Raw genomic sequence first — 18,532 nt, forward strand, 5'->3', positions numbered from 1 at the left:
TGCGTTACACACCAAACTGTTGAAAGACATTCTTACTGTAAACTTTATAGACTTGTTTTCCTGCAATTTGATTAATGATAACTGCATTTCGGTAAGCACCTAGCCCTAAATCCGGAGCCCCCACGCCGTGTGTATGAAGCTCTCCATTTTGAATAAACAAATTGGCTTCAACAGATTGAGTCCTGACTTTGAACTGTTCATCAATTTGCAGTTGTCCATTCTCATCAAATAGTAAATGAGATTGTAAACTTTCTAAGCATGATGGAAAGCTGCTGATATATCCTGTAGCCATAATAACAACATCACTTTTCAATTCTTTGGTTTGACCTTGCTCATATTGATAAAGGGTGAGTTTATAGTCAGTTTCTTCTCGACGAACATCTTGGACTTCTGTTAGTGCTTGCATATGAATAGGAGAAGCTTTTCCACCAACCGTTCGTTCGTACAAATGTTCATAAATGTCAGCAATCGTATCAAAACTAATTCCTTTATATAAGAGGGCTTGGTTTTTTAACACCTCTCTTTTTTTATCCTGATTTAAGTGATAGAAATAACGGGTGTATTCTGGTGAAAAATGTTCTAACCCCAGCTTTGAATACTCCATTGGATAAAACCCTTTAGACCTTGTGTACCAATGGAGTTCATAGTTGTTTTCCTGTTGATGTTGCAACAAATCATACACTACTTCAGCCGCACTTTGCCCGGAACCAACGACCGTAATATGACGAGCTTTAACGGTTTCATCACGATTTTGCTTATAGCAAGCAGAATGGTAGAATTGATTACTTTGTAAACTTTTAAAGTCAGCTGGAACTGCTGGATTTGTTCCTACCCCTACTACTACATTTTTCGCGTAGTAAACGGTTGGTTTACCACTTTCCTCAACTGTTACTTTATATAGCTGCTCTTTTTCTATTTCAATTTTCTGAACCTTGCTGTTGAACTGCAGCCCTTTTAACTGATTAGCTACCCATTGACAATAATGATTGTATTCAGTTCGTGGAATGTGAAATTTCTCAAAGAAATAAAATTGATACAATCGTTCGTGTTCATGTAAATAGCGTAAGAAACTATAGGGGCTAGATGGATTAACCATCGTTACTAAATCAGCCATAAACGGCACCTGTAGCGTAGTTCCTTCTAAAAGCATACCTGGATGCCAATTAAACTGAGGTTTCTGATCAAAGCATTTATACGAGTATTCCGTTTCTTCTAATAAAGCTGCTAGTCCAAGGTTAAATGGCCCAATTCCAACTCCAATAACCTCTAAAACTTCCCTTGAATCCATGCGTTCCACCTACTTTCAAACACGTCTTGTTGACAATAAAGAAGCATAGCTGTTTTATCCGGAAGATCAACCGTCTTTAACTGTCGAAAGCCACATTTCTCAAAAACATGAATCATCTTTTCATTTCGAATATCTGGTTCAGCCATAATACGCTTTGTTTCGGATACTTCAAACATTCTTTTCATGAGCGTTAGCATCAATGGATAAATAAATCCTTTGCCAAGATAATCTTTCTCGCCAATTAACAGATGAATGCCTTGATCTCCTTTTTCATAGTCATAATAATGACGGATTAAATCTTCAGAGACCATGTACGCCTCCCAATAGCTCATTGGTTGCCCATCTATTTCACCAATTAATAGGTGCTGATGTTTTTTTGCTAAAAAGTGCTTTAAATGAGATGCATACTCAGCTCTTGGCTTATCCAAATTCCAAAACGGAATGACGTGCTCTTGATTCATCCAACCATGCAAGCGGTCAAAATCTTTCTCAAACGTTACATAGCGAAACGTAATCTCTTTTTTGATTTTTGCATCCCATACTGAGATAGGATAATGATTTTCAGCTAATAGCTTCATTTATACACACCTTCTAAAACCGCAAGCGGATTAGTGACATCCACGTAAACAGATTGTGTTTCTAAACTACCAACTAGCTCATCCATATCATGAATGCGCGTTAATAAATTGGCTTTGCAAGGCAAACTTTCTTGAGAAAGCATACTCTTAACTAGATTTGTATGATCATTCTTTTCATATCCCAAAATGACCGTACGCATCTGTTCAATCAGCTTGCTTTCTTCAATTAGCCCACTTGTCCCAAAAGCATTAATTAAGCCAAATAAATGATTAAAGATAACATAATAACGAAACCTCTCTTCAGCAACCGCATCATCACAAACTGTATCACTCATCTGGTTTAAGCCTTTGACAAGTTTTTGCAGGTCTTCTTGCTTAGAGCGCATAAAATAATATCCTTGGTTATCGCGATAATAAAATGCTTTGGGATAGCCTTCTTTTGTCAGTTTGATAATTGAGTTTTGCTGATGCGCTTCAAGCGCAATTCCTTTTTCTGTATACAACCACATCATTGGCTTTAACGAAATGTCTAAATACTGGTTAAACCAATCTTGACTAACAGCTTCCAGTGATCGGTTTTCAGCTTTAGCTAAACGATGAATAATCTCTTGAAGCTGCGTATGGTGACGGTACACATGATCTTGACATAAACTTGCTAAAAGAGTAGTCGAATCCCCTTCTGTTCCCTTAAAAGGGTTTTCTCGAATTACAACCTCAAATCCAAGCTCTTCTTCACCAAGCGTGACGTATGCAAAATCTTTAATAATCTTAAAAGCAGGATGATGAACCTGAAGCTCTTCCTCTAAACCAGCACGTAAAAGTTCCGTTACCTCTACACCTCGGTACAGCTCTTTTCGTTTATTAACGCGAAGTGAATTTGTTATTTTTACAGGTATTGAAAACTTATACATAACGTCTGCGTTTGAGTTATACACAGTTCGTACAGACGAAGTGGGATAAAACGCTTGTCCTTGAGGGCCTAGATATGAAAGTTGCCCGCTTTGAATCCAGTCACAAACTTCTGATTTTCCAAGTAAATATCTTGCTTGAAGAGGATGCATTGGAATCAATACATTTTCTTCGTCTTGGCAATAGTTAGCTTTAAATTCACTTGATACTTCTGCGTCTTCTAACAGCTGTTTTTTAATGATTAAACTTGCTTTTTCCAGTGCAGAGCCGTGTTTAACCAATGAAGCTTCTGCGCAAAAATAGTGTAGTTGAAACTTTCCCTTTAGCTCTGGAGCGAAGATTACTTCTTCTTCAGGCAAAATCCCTTGTCTACTTTTAGGAGTTGGGTGAAGCTGGTGCCCAATTAAAAGCGCTTGTTCGGATTGTAAAAAGTTCTTATCAGCCCCGTAACACTCTTGAAGTTCTGCTTGTCTCACTTCAATGAATTGCTTCATATTTTCATAACTTAATAGTACGCGAACAATCAGTTCATTTATTTGAAGTAAGTCCTCCGTTACTTCTTTCATTAGCAGCGCCAATAGTGTTAACAAATCTAGCTCTTGACGCTCATGCCCTTCTACTTGATATACCATTTGCTCTTTTAATAGATGACGTCCAGTTAAAGACCGATAATAAACTGGGAAATAGAGCGTGACGGGCTGCTTTTCTAGGGGGACAACAAGTTCTTCAGTCTCCCCCGCTTTTACCCATGTTCCCTTTCCTGTTTCTCTTACATAACAGTTCACTACATTTTGCATCGTAATAAAATTAGCTGATTGTTGCGCATTCACGTAACGCTTCCTCCTTCTGCTCCAACTCGCTACCAAGTTGAAGTACCTCTTTTATAAATTGTTTTAAGTTTTCAAACTCAATCATCGGATTCAACATTGTTACTTTTAAACATACTTCTTGGTTCACTTTTGTTTTTGCTATAACAAAGGTTCCTGCTTCATATAGCTGTTGCTGAATCATTGTATTAATTTTGTTTTCAATATACTTTTGATCTTCAGCACTTTCTCCTAGCTCTTTGCATTGATACTTAAATACAACAGCGTTCATCGTCGGTTCATTCATAACTTTAACCATTGAATGTTCTTGTAAATATTCAGCTAACTTCCTCGCATTTTGAATAGTTTGGTCAATCAATTGACCAAAAGAAGATGTACCCATCATTTGAAACGTTAGCCAAACCTTAAGAGCATCAAAACGTTTAGTTGTTTGAATACTACGGTTAACAAGGTGAAGATGCTCATCTTCTTCTGGATTTAAGTAGTCTGCATAAAGTTGAATATGCTGAAAGGCTTTTTCATCATTTACAAAGAAGGCACCGCAGCTAATAGGCTGATAAAACCACTTATGAAAGTCGATTGTAATGGAGTCTGCAAGCTTTAGCTCTTGAACTAGATGTCTATTTATCCCTGAGAACAATAAGCCACCACCATACGCAGCATCAGCGTGCACCCACATATCATAAGTTGATGCTAGTTGATTAATACCATAAAGAGAATCGATACTTCCAAAATCAGTGGTTCCAATTGTTGCTACAATGGCCATCGGAAGCTCTCCACTTTCTTGAGAAAGCTCTATCTTTGCACGTAAATCTTCTATGCACATCTCATAGCGCTCGTTTACTTTTACTGGAATAACTGCGCTTATCCCTAAACCAAGCTGTGCAGCAGATTGCTGAACTGTAAAGTGTGCTTTTTCAGAACAAAAGATTCGCAGTTTATTTGCTTCAGGTGGTAGACCTTCTTGCTGTACGTTTGCTTTAAGCTTTCGCTTACAATAATCATTGCGAGCTAGTAGCATCCCCATATAATTTGATTGCGTTCCACCACTTGTAAATACACCGTTTGCGTTTGATCCATATCCAATTTGCTTGATGCACTCTTTAATGACAGCATCTTCTATATAAGTCGCAATTGGACTTTGATCCCAAGAGTCCATCGACTGATTGAGAGCTGTGATAAACACTTCTGCAACCAAAGCAGGTATAGCTGGAGGACAATGCAAATGTGCCATTGCTCCGGTATGAGAAATATGCAAGGAATGCTTTAAAACAAGTTGCTCTAGGGCCTCTGTCAGTTCTGTGAACGTGCGTCCCTTTTCTTTGAATGTCATTTCAGCATTAAAGTGCTCAAAGCAATCTTCTAGTTGCCAATGATGATAAGGCTTGTCGACTGTTTTATAATAATTTGAGATCATCTCTATAGACTGATTCATTAACTTCCTATACGTTTTCAAGCTTTGATTATCCTGGGATAGAAACCACTTTTGACAATCTTGTTCCATCTTATCTTTTCACCCACTTAGCTTCTGCTGCTTTTACCGATTCTTTAAAGCGCTCTAAGATATCATCAGCCTGAGCTTGACTTAAAATTAAAGGTGGTAACAAGCGAATAACTGCTCCATGCCTTCCTCCAACTTCTAAGATAACTCCTCGATTAAAGCACTCTTGCTGAATCATCTTCGCTAACTCTCCATTTCCAGGATGGGCTCCAATCTTGTTGGCTGGCTTAGACCAATCGATAATTTCTACTCCAATCATTAACCCTCGACCACGAACATCTCCAATAGAAAAACTATCGGCTTGGATGGCTTTTAGCTGCATTTGCATGTATGTTCCAAGTTCATGGGCGTGTGCATCTAAAGCATGCTCTTTCACAAAGCTAAGCGTTGCTTGTCCCGTTGCCATTGCGAGCTGATTACCGCGAAAAGTGCCGATATGAGCACCTGGTTCCCATTGGTCTAACGCTTTATCGTATACAACAACAGATAGTGGTAAGCTACCGCCTATTGCTTTTGATAACACCAGAACATCTGGTTCAATATCAGCATGCTGAAAGGCAAACATTTTACCCGTTCGACCAATTCCAGTTTGCACTTCATCAATAATTAACGGAATTTGACGCTCTTTTGTAATACGACGAAGCTCTTTCAACCATGCAACAGGAGCAGGTACCGAACCTCCTTCACCTTGAACAATTTCAACAACAATTCCTGCTGGTTTAACAATACCGCTTTCCGGATCGTCTAGTAAGTTTTCAATGTATGTGCTAATTACTTCGTGACCACCTTCACCGATTCCAAATGGACAACGATATTCGTAGGGATAAGGTAAGAAATGTGTATCTGGAACTAAGGCATGAATTCGCTCTTTAGGGCTTATTGTTCCGCTAATGCTTAATGTGCCATGAGTAGAACCATGGTAGCCGCCTTGGAACGACAAAATAGTTCGGTTCCCCGTAGCCGTCTTTACAAGCTTTAACGCTGCTTCAATTGCATCTCCACCCGTAGGCCCACAAAATTGCACTTTTGCTTTTTTTGCAAAATCAGTTGGTAAATTTGCAAACAACTCATCTACGAACGCTTCTTTAACCGGCGTAGTTAAATCTAATGTATGTAAAGGAATACGATCAGCTAATACCTGTTGAATCGCTTCATGGACTACTTCATGGTTATGACCAAGCGCTAAAGTGCCCGCTCCTGCTAAACAATCAATATACTCTTTGCCATTCATATCCGTGATGATGACACCCTCTGCTTTTTGAATAGCAATTGGAATTCTTCTTGGATAAGATCTCGCATTTGATTCGCGAAGTTCTTGTTGTGAAAGTAACGCTTCATTTGTAGATTGATTTGTTATTGAAATAGACATGAATAATCCTCCTATTTTTAAATGATAATGATTTTCATTACTAATTACATACATAAGGATAAATGATAATGATTTTCAATGTCAACTGATTTTTCTAAAAATATGCATTTTTTCCTAAACTCTTCTTTAGTAATTGACAATTTTTAATGCTGATCTTACTAAAAAAAGCGCTACTTAAATTCGTAGCGCTTTTTTCTTATTTCATTTTATTCATAATTTCTTTTGCTTTTTGCACACTTTTTTCATTTATTGGCTGTGTATATTGACAGTTAACTCGTATACCTGCTCCAATACACACTTCAGTTAAATTGGTAACTGATAGAAAAGCCTGTAAGTTTTCTGGTTTTAACCCTTTAGCTCCGACAAATATAAGATTTTCATTTCTCATTTGACGCAACATTTTTTTGATTTGTGGAATCCCATTTAACGCACTTTTATCCGCTCCAGACGTCATAACCCTCTTTATTTCCGGATAACTCAATAATGTTTGAAGCCCTTCTTCTTGATTATGTAAATCATCAAAAGCTAAGTTAAAAGTCACATCCATTCCTTTAGAAGCACTTAGTAAAGTTTTTAACGTCTTTTCATCAATGGTTCTCTCTGACGTTAAGCAGCCCAAGATTACTCCTTCTACTCCGAGTTTTCTTGCTGCTTCGATATCATGAACCATCGTTTGAATATCGTCTTCATTGTATTGATACGACTGATTATGAGGTCGAACCATTACGTATACAGGAAGGGTAATCACTTCTTTTATTTGTTTAATTAGCCCATAACTTGGAGTAATACCACCTTCATTGATGCTCGTGCAAATACTAATTCGATCTGCCCCATTCTCTTGAGCTAGCTTTGCATCATGCAATGTAGTCGCAATCACATCTATCATTACAATAAACATCCTTTCTTCTTCATTAATCTAGAGCATAGTAAACTCTCTTCAATATCGTACCACGCTTGAAAAGATGTCTTTTTCCTTACGAACAAAAAACGCCAAGTATAACCGCTAAAAACCCGGCTATTTCTCATGACGTTTTTATTATAAAAATGCAACAATTATACTCTATAACTTTAGAATTCTAGCTTTTTAACCATTTTTATTAGAAGTATCCAGCACTTCGCTTATTCGCATTGTGCATTGGATTCATAGGCATCATGGACTTAGAAGGCATCTGTACGTTTTCACCTTGTACAAGTGGTGCATTCATACCTTGATTCATTGCAGGCATGAAATTGTTAGGCTTTTGCCCACACCCACAGTCTGCTCCTCCTGACATTGACATCCCATGCATTGGTGGCATTTCTGGCATTGGCATTCCCTGCATTGGCATTCCTTGCATTGGCATTTCCTGCATTGGCATTTCCTGCATTGGCATTCCCTGCATTGGCATTCCTTGCATCGGCATTCCCTGCATTGGCATTCCCTGCATTGGCATTCCCTGCATTGGCATTCCCTGCATCGGCATTCCCTGCATCGGCATTCCCTGCATTGGCATTCCTTGCATCGGCATTTCCTGCATTGGCATTCCCTGCATTGGCATTCCCTGCATCGGCATTCCCTGCATTGGCATTCCCTGCATTGGCATTCCCTGCATTGGCATTCCCTGCATTGTTTGATTCATTCGAAGATCGTGCATTGGAGTTGGTAAACTTCCATATACATGTTTCATTTATAGGGCTCCTTCCGTTACTATTACCGTTTTAACATATTCACCTGTCTTTGCGTTTGAATTTCGTCCTATTAAAAATGGGCAACATATTAAAACTTGGGCAATCGACTTATTTATGTTTATACTAGATAGCAAACTATTGAAAGAAAGGACGTTTATGATGGCTAATCCAATCATTGTTTTACTTCGAAGAGATTTTCGCCTCGTAGATAATCCAGCTCTATATCACGCTTGTAAAGATGGCCTAGCCATTCCTGTTTTTATTTACGATGAAGAGGATTCTATAGGGAGTGCATCAAAGTGGTGGTTACATCATGCTTTAGAAGACTTTAAACAATCTATTCAAGAATGTGGAGGTTCTTTAGTTATTCGAAAGGGCGCTCGATTAGAAACAATCGAATCCCTCATAAAAGAAATAAAACCCATTTCCATTTATTGGAATAATAGCTATGAACCAGAATTAAGGCGGCAAGAGCAGCTTTTAATTTCCCTCTGTGATAAGTATGGGATTACAGATCGTCAATTTGAAGGTTCTTTACTACAGGAGCCCTCTTCAATAAGAAAAGCCAATGGTGAACCATACAAAGTTTTTACCGCTTTTTATAAAGTTTTGCGAAAATCTCATATACCTGCAGCTGTTCCAAAAATAACAAAATTAAAAGCAATTCCATTTTCAATTAATTCTTGTGAAATAGCCGAATTAAATCTCTTGCCAACTATTCCATGGGCAACAACAATTAACGATACATGGACACCTACTGAAAAAGGTGGAATTAGCGTTTTTCGCCAATTTTTAAAACACACCCTTAAGCATTATGAGGAAGGAAGAGACTTTCCTTCTAAAGAAATTCATTCCAAGCTTTCACCTTACTTAGCATTCGGTCAGCTGTCAGTAAGAGTTCTTTATCATTACTTGTTGTCTAAGATAGAAAAAGTAATGCATCCAACCTTTACTCATCAAGCTGAAACGTTTATTCGACAGCTAGTATGGCGTGATTTTGCTTACCATTTGTTATATCACTTTCCATCCACTATTACAGAGCCTCTCAATGAAAAATTCATGAATTTCAACTGGAAAAATGATATGGCAAGCTTACGCAATTGGCAACATGGCCAAACGGGCTATCCACTTGTAGATGCAGGAATGAGACAGCTGTGGAAAACAGGATTCATGCACAATCGAGTTCGTATGGTCGTCGCTTCTTTTTTAGTGAAGCATTTATTAATTCACTGGCATTACGGTGCGGAGTGGTTTTGGGATACACTTGTAGACGCGGACTTGGCTAATAATACATTAGGATGGCAGTGGGTAGCTGGTTCAGGAGCCGATGCTGCCCCTTATTTCCGAATTTTTAATCCTATCACCCAATCTGAGAAATTCGATTCGAATGGCACTTATATAAAGAAATGGCTTCCTGAGTTAAAAAACGTACCAACTAAATATATTCATGAGCCTTGGAAAACACCAGAAAGTGTGCTTCAAGAGATTAATTTAAAATTAGGAGAAGATTACCCACTTCCTATTATTGACCATAAATTTGCACGTGAAAGAGCTTTACATCATTATCACTCTTTAAAAGAAGAAACCCAAAAATGAGACTTTGTATCTATCGAAAGAGCCTCACTTTTGGGTTTTCTTTCTACCAAGAACTGTTTAGAATGAGGTATAATATAATATAGAGTCTATATTTCACCTTACGGAAGATTGGAGTGATTCGATGCCTGTTTGTTCATCTTGCGGTTATCAAGAAGAATATAATTTTTGCAGAATGTGTGGTACACCTGTAAAATATCAATTTAACGAAAACCAAGCTTTATCTTTTCATCAGCTAAAAGATCGAATCATTACAGATAATATGCGAGATTTAATTACCGTTGTGGACCAGCATGGGCATTTAATTTATAACTCCCCTTCTCATTTATCCGTATTAGGTTATTTACCAACAGAAGAAGGACAATCTTTAAACTTTAGTGTAATACATCCTGATGATATAGATCAGATACGACATAAATTACATCAAGTGTTTTCATTAAAAGTTGAAATGAGTGCAGAATATCGTTTGCTAAAAGATGACGGTTCTTATATTTGGGTTGAGGGTCGAGGAACTCCGTCTGTAAAAGATGACAAGGTTAGCTATGTTGTTATTACTGCTCGTGATATTCAGGCTCGTAAAGAAGCGGAAGAGCATTTAAAGCAAAGCGAAATCCGCCATCGCTTAATTCTCTCACACACCCATGATTTAATTTGTGTGGTTGGAACTGATGGCTGCTATGAATATGCTTCCCCTTCTTACCAGTACACACTCGGCCTTCTGCCTTGTTCCTTAATCGGAAAGGATGCACTTCTTTATGTACACGAAGATGATCATGAAAAAGTGGCAACTGGAATAGAAAACATGATGGTAACAAAAACAGCAAGTACTTTTCATTATCGAAAACTCCGTGCTGATGGTACTTCAATCTTACTTGAAGGAAAAGGCGTACCTATTGTTAATGATGGAAAAGTTGAAGGTTTTGTGTTCGTCTCTCGTGATATAACAGAACAGCGAAAACTTGAAGAAATGATGAGAAATGCTGAAAAATTATCAGCAATTGGGGAATTAGCTGCAAGTATTGCTCATGAAATTAGGAATCCTTTAACTACAATTAAAGGTTTCTTACAACTGTTTAGTGAAGAATATCAAAGTGCTCAAGATATTGCTTATCGTCGCATGATGCAAAATGAAATTGATCAAATTGAACAAATTGTAAATGAATTTATGAGTTTAGCCAAGCAAGAAGTTCAGCCTTATGAGCATATTGATTTACTTGCTTTATTACAAGATGTGACAAAACGTTTCTCTCAAGCATGTATACATCAAGGAATTTCAGTAGTTTATGAATACGATACTACCTATGATAACTTTGTCATTTATGGACAACCGCACCAAATAAAGCAAGTATTTATACATGTCATTCAAAATGCAATAGATGCGATGCCTCTAGGGGGACAAATTACAGTCGCTTTCAAAAAGATAAATGAACAACACGTTACTATTCAAATCACTGACAATGGTTGTGGCATGGATGCTGATCGAATAAAAAAAATTGGTCAACCTTTTTATACAACAAAAGAGCGTGGTGTCGGATTAGGCTTGACTATTTGCAATAAGGTCATACATGAACATAAAGGTACGCTTAGCGTAAAAAGTATACTTCAAGAAGGTACAACGATTGACGTTATGTTACCGATTGCACATGTTGACACTAATTCCATTTTAATGTTAAAAACCCCGACTACTTAAGTCAGGGTTTTTAACATTAAAACAGCTGAGAATATAAGCTATATTTATACAAGAAATAAATGATAAGACCTATTGCTATGTAAAAGATAAGCTGTTCTGAAGGTTTTCCTGTTTCGTATGTAAGAGGCGATTTTATTTTCTTTCGTACAATTGGCCAAAATAAAGGCACACCTCTTTTGGAAAAGAAGTCTCCTATTACATGAAAGATATAGCCACAAGCTATACCAAACAGCCATTCATATGGATATAGCTGATATAAATAAAAAATAAGGCCACAAACAAGAAGTGAATGTGTAATTCCACGATGTCCAAAAATACCTTTTATTACTTTTGCAAGCCCAAACGATCTTCGCCCAACGTACGAGTTAGGCTCATCAATATCGGGGAGCAATGAGCCAATAGCAATCCCTACTACGTACGGAAAAGTAAAAGAGACATCTGTTTGAATCGCTACTCCTGCACCGGCAGCAATCGATGTTGCAATATGTGTATGGTATCTCAAATATGCCACCTTCTTTCTTATTCAGTTTATGAACGAAAACCAAAAACAGATACATACGTTCGCTCATGGTTAACTATAAGTGAAGGTAGCAAAATTGTCAAAGAAATCTCAAACTATGATACTTGCATACCGATTAAACCTACAGCCATTATTAAAAAGCCAATTAAGGCACGCTTTCCATTTTGCTTTGCTTGTCCATTTTTGTTAATAATGGCGTACACAAATGTGCAAGCATACAGTGCAAAAGCTAAAAATCCTAATATTGTGACGTACATAAACATGTTCTTTTCTCCTTTATCACCAGTGTATCTTTTTAGCATAGCTTCTTCGAAATAGAAAATCTAGCCTTTATACGAAAACTCCCTTTATTTTTCTCACTCATCATGAACATACTACTTAAAAAGGAGAGCGAAAAATGCATACAGAACAATTAGCGAATGTCTTTGACTACTATGGATTACAACCTTTATATCATAAGTTTCATCATTCGTTTCAAACAATGGGATTATTTCAATCCATCTCCCGCAATATGATTGAAGATTTTTTAGACGCTTACTCTTGTGAAACATTTAATACTTTTTCCTTTGAAGAGTTTTGCTTTTTGTTTTTAGACTACAAATATTACGTTCAGGATAACCTTTCTTAGGATCTGGCTTTTTACTAAATTTGACTAAAAGGTCCTTTTTCTTTTGCTAGCTTTCTAGTATACTAAGTTTAAGAAACCGTTTTCATAAAACTTAGTAAAGGACTGATACGATGATTACATTTTTACTTTCATTTGTGCTATTACTCATCGGGTACTTAACTTATGGAAAAGTAGTTGAACGCGTATTCGGAGTTAAAGATTCTCGACCAACTCCTGCCTATGCAATGAAAGATGGCATTGACTACGTACCGATGAACAATAAGAAAAATTCGTTAATTCAACTACTAAACATTGCCGGTGTTGGTCCCATTTTTGGACCTATTATGGGAGCACTTTATGGTCCCGTAGCATTTGTTTGGATTGTAATTGGAGCAATTTTTGCAGGTGCTGTACATGATTATTTAACCGGTATGATTTCCATTCGAAACCGTGGTGCTCATATTCCTGAATTAGCTGGAAAATTTTTAGGAACTTTTTCAAAGCATATTGTAAACGGTTTCTCCATTTTGCTACTCGTTTTAGTCGGAACTGTATTTATTACATCACCAGCTGCATTAATCAATGACTTAGCGAATGAAACCATTCCACTGACTATCATTATCTTTGCTATCTTTGCTTACTATATTCTTTCTACAATTTTACCAATTGATAAAATTATTGGACGCATTTATCCAATCTTTGGTGCATTTCTAATTATCAGTGCAGTTGGTGTAGGAGCTATGCTTGTTATAACTGGAGCACCTATTCCAGAGCTTTCATTTACAAACATGCACCCTGACAATATTCCAATTTTCCCACTCTTATTTTTAACGATTTCTTGTGGTGCATTATCAGGTTTTCACGCCACGCAATCACCTATTATTTCACGCACATTGCAAAATGAAAAATCGGGGCGTAAAATTTTCTATGGCATGATGATTGCAGAAGCTGCAATTGCAATGATTTGGGCTGCAGCAGCTATGAGTTTATTTGATGGTCGTGATTTAAATAGTATTATTAGCAGTGGTGGTCCAGCAGCCATTGTATCTGAAGTATCGACATTAATGCTTGGTGCAATCGGAGGTACGCTTGCCATTATTGGCGTCATCATTTTACCTATTACATCAGGTGATACGGCTTTTCGCTCCGCTCGTATGATTATCGCAGATTACCTGAATTTTTCTCAAATTAAATTACCAAATCGTTTAATCATTGCTGCACCATTGTTTGTTATTGCATTTATCTTAACTAAAATTGATTTTACACTGCTATGGCGCTACTTCTCATGGGCTAACCAGTCAACAGCAGTTATTGCCCTATGGATCGCATCGATGTATCTCATTGTAAAAGGAGCTAACCATTGGATTTCAACGGTTCCAGCGTTATTTATGACGATGGCAACGACAACTTACATTATGAATGCACCAATCGGCTTTAATTTATCGATAAACACATCTTATATAATCGCATTTGCGGTAAGCATAATCTTTTTATTCTTATTCTTTAAAAAAGCAAAACAAAATATCGCAAACGGCTTGGAAATTGACTACACGCATCCAAAATCACCAAACCAAGCAGCAGGGTAACAAAAGAGCTAGCTCCCATAAAATTAGGGAGCTAGCTCTTTGTTATTTATTGAATCACAGTCCTAGTGAGATGTATTTCACTTCCAAGTATTCTTCAATTCCAAAGTGACTTCCTTCTCGACCAAGTCCACTTTCTTTAAAACCACCAAACGGAGCTTGCGGTGTTGATGGAAGACCGTCATTTAAACCGACAATTCCATATTCAAGTGCTTCTGCAATACGGATTGCCTCTGAAATATTTTCAGTAAATACGTAAGCTGCTAAACCGAATGGCGAATTGTTCGCACGACGAATTACTTCTGCTTCATCTCGATAAGTAGCAATTGGAGCAATCGGTCCAAATGTTTCTTCATACATACAAAGCATTTCATCTGTAGCGCCTTTGACAACCGTTGGTTCTACAAATAAGCCGCTTCCTTTTGTTAAAACAGATCCACCAGTGACAACATCGCCACCTTTTTCTACTGCATCATTTAACTGCTTCTGAACTTTTTCTAACGCTTTTTCGTCAATTAGTGGCCCAATATCTGTTCCTTCCTCTAAGCCATCACCAATCTTTAGTTGGGAGACTGCTTGTGCAAACTGCTTTGTAAATTCCTCTGCGACCGTTTCGTGCACATAAATACGATTCGTACATACGCACGTTTGACCAGCATTGCGAAACTTAGATGCGATGGCATTTGTTACTGCTTTATCTAAATCTGCACTTTCTGTTATGATAAACGGTGCATGTCCCCCAAGCTCAAGTGATACTTTTTTCATTGTATCTGCTGCACCTTTCATCAATAGCTTCCCAACAGCCGTTGAACCTGTAAATGAAAGTTTACGAACACGACCATCTTCCATCCAAGCTTCACCAATTGATTTCGCATCTCCGGCAACGACGTTAATTACGCCTTTCGGAATACCTGCTTCCGCTGCTAGTTCAGCTAAGCGCAATGCAGTTAAAGGGGTTTGTTCAGCCGGCTTAATAACAGCCGTACAACCCGCTGCCAAAGCAGGCGCAATTTTACGTGTAATCATTGCAGCTGGAAAGTTCCAAGGTGTAATAGCCGCGATTACACCAACTGGTTGTTTATGAACAAATAAGCGTTTGTTAGGAGCTGATGCTGGAATTGTTTCACCGTATATTCGCTTGCCTTCCTCTGCATACCACGATACAAATCCATTCGCATAGCCGATTTCACCTTTTGCTTCTTTTAGTGGTTTTCCCTGCTCAATTGTCATTGTTTCAGCCAGCTCGTCCGTATACTTCTCGATTAGCTGATGCCACTTCATTAATAATTTCCCACGTTCTTCTGCTGTTTTCTTAGACCATTCTACAAACGCTTCGTATGCTGCATCCGCTGCTAATTTTGCTTCTTTAGCTCCACCTTTAGCAACTGAAGCTACGACTTCATTTGTAGATGGATTTACAACGTCAAACGTTTCAGACGTTTTTACCCACTCACCGTTAATATATAAACTTGCTTGCTTCATGAATGATCACTCCTTTAATTAATTTTCGCGTCAACCGAGCTGTCAGTATCGTTTACTTGTATTTCTTCGTCATTGCTATGATAAACCCCTTTGTTCATCTTAATAAAGAAATATGCTCCGATAAGCGTCCATCCTAATACCATAACCCACTCATATGGCCAAATAAGAGCAGCAGGCATGCCAGGCATATATAATGCAATAAATCCAATGCTAAAGATGACACCTAACCAACCGACAAAAGTTGTTTTTCCAGCTTTAAATGGACGATCCATCTGTGGTTCTTTTTTACGTAAAGCTACAAACGATAATGCAACCATTAAGTAAGCTATAACGATCCCCAATCCACCTGCATCTACAATCCATACAAGTGCAGGTCTACCTAATAGTGGAGCAAACACTGCTAATGCCCCTAAGAAAATAACCGCATTGGAAGGAGTATTATATTTAGGATGAAGGCGACCAAACCAAGATGGTAACATTCCATCTTGTGCCATCGCATAAATAACACGGCTTCCTCCGATAATGAATGCGTTCCAGCTTGTCACAATTCCTGCAATACCACCAATGATTAGAATTTTCCCGAATAATGGTGAATTAAACGCTGCAGCCATCGCATCAGCTGTTGCTAACTGCGAAATTTCTAAAGCACCCTTATTTAGTGACATGCCTACACCTAAAGCAATTAACATATAAAATACAATTGCAGCACTTACAGAAATAATTAAAATCTTACCAATTTCTCTTGCTGGTAAATTAGCTTCTTCTGCTACTTGAGGAATAACGTCAAAACCAACGAATAAGAAAGGGACCATGACGAGTACGGTCATAATGCCACCTGCTCCACCAATAAATAATGGTTCCAAATTCTTTGTATCTCCATTAATCCCTGAGCCAAAAATTAAAAGAATACCAATCCCCACAATGGCAACTGTTAGTACAACTTGTAAAAAGGCTGCTGTTTTGAGACCGAAATAGTTGATGGCTGTTAAGATAACGGCTCCTACACTTCCAACCAATACCCACGTTAGGTAAACATCCCAGCCATTAATTGTCCATAAATACCCCGTTTGATAGTTTGGAATTAAATAGTCTAGAACAGTGGGAAGCGCAACTGCTTCAAACGTTACTACAGATACATACCCTAAAACGATTGCCCATGAACCTACAAACGATGCCTTTTTTCCAAGACCTCTTTTTACAAATACATGCTCTCCGCCTACTTTTGGCATGGCTGATGCTAATTCAGCATAGGTAAGTCCTACAAAAATAACGAGTAGTCCTCCCACTAAAAAAGCAATTAATGTTCCTAATGATCCAGCCGAATTTAGCCAAGTACCTGATAGTACAACCCAACCCCAGCCTAACATGGCTCCAATAGCTAAACATAATACATCAAATTTCGATAATACCTTATCCAATTGCTTAGGTTGCTTGCTCATCTCCTTCATCCATCCCCTCTAGATACTTCCTTATTTTTCGATTCGCTTGTGATTGACTAATCCCTAATTGTTCCGCAACTTTGTAAGAAGATTCGTACTTTTCATAAGCTTCGACCACCATTTTTCTCTCTATTTCTTCTACGACTTCTGGCAATGTACGATTGTTTTTATGAACTGAAAAGTCCTGTTGGAATGGTAAATCTTTTAGCGTTACTACGTTATCACTTGTAACGACAAGACGCTCAATCATATTTTCAACTTCTCGCACATTCCCCTTCCACTCCTGTCTACTAAACGCATCTAATGCTTTTGGTGAAAGCTCCACTTTGCGGTCATACACTGCATTAAAATGATTTAAAAACTGATAGACCAGCGGTAAAATATCTTCTGCCCGTTCACGTAAAGGAGGAATTGTGATGGGGACTACATTCAAACGATAATATAAGTCTCTTCGAAATAAACCTTTGTCCACCATCGCCTCCAACTCTTGATTGGTTGCAGCAATAATGCGTACATCTACCGGAATTGTTTTACTTGAACCGACAGGCCGAATGGTGCGGTCTTGAAGCACATGAAGCAATTTGCTTTGTGCTTGTAACGATAGCTCACCAACTTCATCTAAAAACAAGGTTCCTCCGTTTGATAGCTCGATAATACCTTTTTTTCCTTCACGGAACGCGCCTGTAAATGTACCACCCTGATAGCCGAACAGTTCCGATTCAATTAACTGATCTGGTAAAGCTGCACAGTTAATTTCATAGTAAGGAGCATTCTTTCTAACGCTTAGCTGCTGAATTAATTTTGCTACCCTACTCTTTCCAACACCTGTTTCTCCAAGTAAGAGAACGGTTGTATGAACAGAAGCAATTCGTTGAACAATAGCAAACACTTTCTTCATTGCTTTGCTGTTGGTTACAATGCCCTCTAGCTCTATAGAATCGGACATCTCTTTTTGATAACTCTCCAGCTGCTCTTCCATCTGTTCTACTTTATTTTTCAACTGCATTAAATCCGTTAAATCACGGGAATAGCTAATGACGCTTTTCAATTGCTTACTTTCATCAAAAACGGGACGAGTCCGAACATGCAAATACCTACCTGAACTTGTTTTTTGTACAAGCTCTAGCGATGTGTGGGATTCAATGACCTGCAGCGTTGCTGAGGGATAAAAAATCCCCATTTCTTGAAGTTCCTTTACGTGCTTTCCAATAAACTCTTCCGCTTTCAGATGGTAATTTTTTTCACACTGTGAATTTACCATCACGACATGGCCTTGCGCATCCGTAACAAACACTTCATCAAAGGATGACTCAAAGATATCGTAAAGTTCTTGATTCATATAAGACATATTCTCGCTGTTGCTCATTAACTAAATCACCTTTTCATCAAAAATAGTATTCATTTATTTTATCAGAAAAGTTTGGTAACGAAAATGATACTTCTATTAAGAGACAAAGGACAAGGAAGTGACCCTTGTC

General features: G+C 38.0%; 16 protein-coding genes. 4 read left to right on the forward strand and 12 right to left on the reverse strand.

The features are described from left to right. Window positions 1-4: 4 nt before the first annotated feature. The 7 genes from EPL02_RS14770 to EPL02_RS21045 all read right to left on the reverse strand — a co-directional run bounded on the left by EPL02_RS14770 (window position 5) and on the right by EPL02_RS21045 (window position 8,139). Window positions 5-1,288 carry a lysine N(6)-hydroxylase/L-ornithine N(5)-oxygenase family protein gene (locus EPL02_RS14770; RefSeq protein WP_131888123.1) on the reverse strand — a complete coding sequence of 428 codons (1,284 nt, stop codon included), beginning with the start codon at window positions 1,286-1,288 and terminating at the stop codon, window positions 5-7. Beyond that, on the reverse strand, window positions 1,267-1,866 hold the full coding sequence (locus EPL02_RS14775) for a GNAT family N-acetyltransferase (RefSeq protein ID WP_131888124.1): 600 nt from the start codon (window positions 1,864-1,866) through the stop codon (window positions 1,267-1,269). Before EPL02_RS14775 ends, EPL02_RS14770 begins: the two co-directional genes overlap by 22 nt. Next, complete coding sequence (locus tag EPL02_RS14780) at window positions 1,863-3,605, reverse strand: IucA/IucC family protein (RefSeq protein ID WP_131888125.1); 1,743 nt, start codon at window positions 3,603-3,605, stop codon at window positions 1,863-1,865. The genes EPL02_RS14775 and EPL02_RS14780 overlap by 4 nt, the downstream gene beginning before the upstream one ends. After that, window positions 3,583-5,106: a pyridoxal phosphate-dependent decarboxylase family protein gene (locus tag EPL02_RS14785; RefSeq protein WP_131888126.1), complete on the reverse strand. Its 1,524-nt coding sequence runs from the start codon at window positions 5,104-5,106 to the stop codon at window positions 3,583-3,585. The genes EPL02_RS14780 and EPL02_RS14785 overlap by 23 nt, the downstream gene beginning before the upstream one ends. A gap of 1 nt (window position 5,107) precedes the next feature. Further along, window positions 5,108-6,472, reverse strand: a complete 1,365-nt coding sequence (locus EPL02_RS14790) for an aspartate aminotransferase family protein (RefSeq protein ID WP_131888127.1) — start codon at window positions 6,470-6,472, stop codon at window positions 5,108-5,110. A 196-nt stretch (window positions 6,473-6,668) separates the two neighbouring features. Continuing rightward, complete coding sequence (locus EPL02_RS14795) at window positions 6,669-7,358, reverse strand: copper homeostasis protein CutC (protein WP_256993416.1); 690 nt, start codon at window positions 7,356-7,358, stop codon at window positions 6,669-6,671. Between the two features lie 211 nt (window positions 7,359-7,569). After that, entirely contained in the window at window positions 7,570-8,139 is a 570-nt protein-coding gene (locus EPL02_RS21045; protein WP_205687720.1) for a hypothetical protein, read from the reverse strand. A 160-nt stretch (window positions 8,140-8,299) separates the two neighbouring features. Here EPL02_RS21045 and EPL02_RS14805 point away from each other — a divergent pair, with 160 nt between their 5' ends. After that, the gene (locus EPL02_RS14805; protein ID WP_131888128.1) at window positions 8,300-9,736 is read left to right on the forward strand and encodes a cryptochrome/photolyase family protein; all 1,437 of its coding nucleotides are present in this window, start codon (window positions 8,300-8,302) and stop codon (window positions 9,734-9,736) included. Window positions 9,737-9,857: 121 nt separating this feature from the next. Beyond that, window positions 9,858-11,423 carry a PAS domain-containing sensor histidine kinase gene (locus tag EPL02_RS14810; RefSeq protein WP_094912445.1) on the forward strand — a complete coding sequence of 522 codons (1,566 nt, stop codon included), beginning with the start codon at window positions 9,858-9,860 and terminating at the stop codon, window positions 11,421-11,423. Window positions 11,424-11,439: 16 nt separating this feature from the next. Here the strand turns inward: EPL02_RS14810 and EPL02_RS14815 are convergent, their stop codons facing one another. Both EPL02_RS14815 and EPL02_RS20980 read right to left on the reverse strand, forming a co-directional pair. Continuing rightward, window positions 11,440-11,925, reverse strand: a complete 486-nt coding sequence (locus EPL02_RS14815; RefSeq protein WP_094912446.1) for a metal-dependent hydrolase — start codon at window positions 11,923-11,925, stop codon at window positions 11,440-11,442. Between the two features lie 113 nt (window positions 11,926-12,038). Beyond that, entirely contained in the window at window positions 12,039-12,206 is a 168-nt protein-coding gene (locus EPL02_RS20980) for a hypothetical protein (RefSeq protein WP_165932586.1), read from the reverse strand. 134 nt (window positions 12,207-12,340) lie between these two features. On the opposite strand from EPL02_RS20980, the gene EPL02_RS14820 reads away from it, so the two are divergent. Both EPL02_RS14820 and EPL02_RS14825 read left to right on the forward strand, forming a co-directional pair. Further along, a complete protein-coding gene (locus tag EPL02_RS14820; protein WP_131888129.1) occupies window positions 12,341-12,571 on the forward strand; it encodes a hypothetical protein in 231 nt (76 codons plus the stop codon). A gap of 110 nt (window positions 12,572-12,681) precedes the next feature. Next, on the forward strand, window positions 12,682-14,136 hold the full coding sequence (locus EPL02_RS14825; RefSeq protein ID WP_094912450.1) for a carbon starvation CstA family protein: 1,455 nt from the start codon (window positions 12,682-12,684) through the stop codon (window positions 14,134-14,136). Between the two features lie 54 nt (window positions 14,137-14,190). On the opposite strand, the gene EPL02_RS14830 is transcribed toward EPL02_RS14825, so the two are convergent. The 3 genes from EPL02_RS14830 to EPL02_RS14840 are packed head-to-tail and all read right to left on the reverse strand — an operon-like array spanning window position 14,191 to window position 18,420. Next, window positions 14,191-15,615 carry an NAD-dependent succinate-semialdehyde dehydrogenase gene (locus EPL02_RS14830; RefSeq protein ID WP_094912452.1) on the reverse strand — a complete coding sequence of 475 codons (1,425 nt, stop codon included), beginning with the start codon at window positions 15,613-15,615 and terminating at the stop codon, window positions 14,191-14,193. A 14-nt stretch (window positions 15,616-15,629) separates the two neighbouring features. Next, a complete protein-coding gene (locus EPL02_RS14835; RefSeq protein WP_094912453.1) occupies window positions 15,630-17,054 on the reverse strand; it encodes an APC family permease in 1,425 nt (474 codons plus the stop codon). After that, window positions 17,038-18,420: a sigma-54 interaction domain-containing protein gene (locus tag EPL02_RS14840; RefSeq protein ID WP_131888130.1), complete on the reverse strand. Its 1,383-nt coding sequence runs from the start codon at window positions 18,418-18,420 to the stop codon at window positions 17,038-17,040. Before EPL02_RS14840 ends, EPL02_RS14835 begins: the two co-directional genes overlap by 17 nt. Window positions 18,421-18,532: the final 112 nt, after the last annotated feature.

Source organism: Bacillus sp. CBEL-1 (assembly GCF_004348885.1).
Taxonomy (GTDB): domain Bacteria; phylum Bacillota; class Bacilli; order Bacillales; family Bacillaceae_H; genus Priestia; species Priestia aryabhattai_A.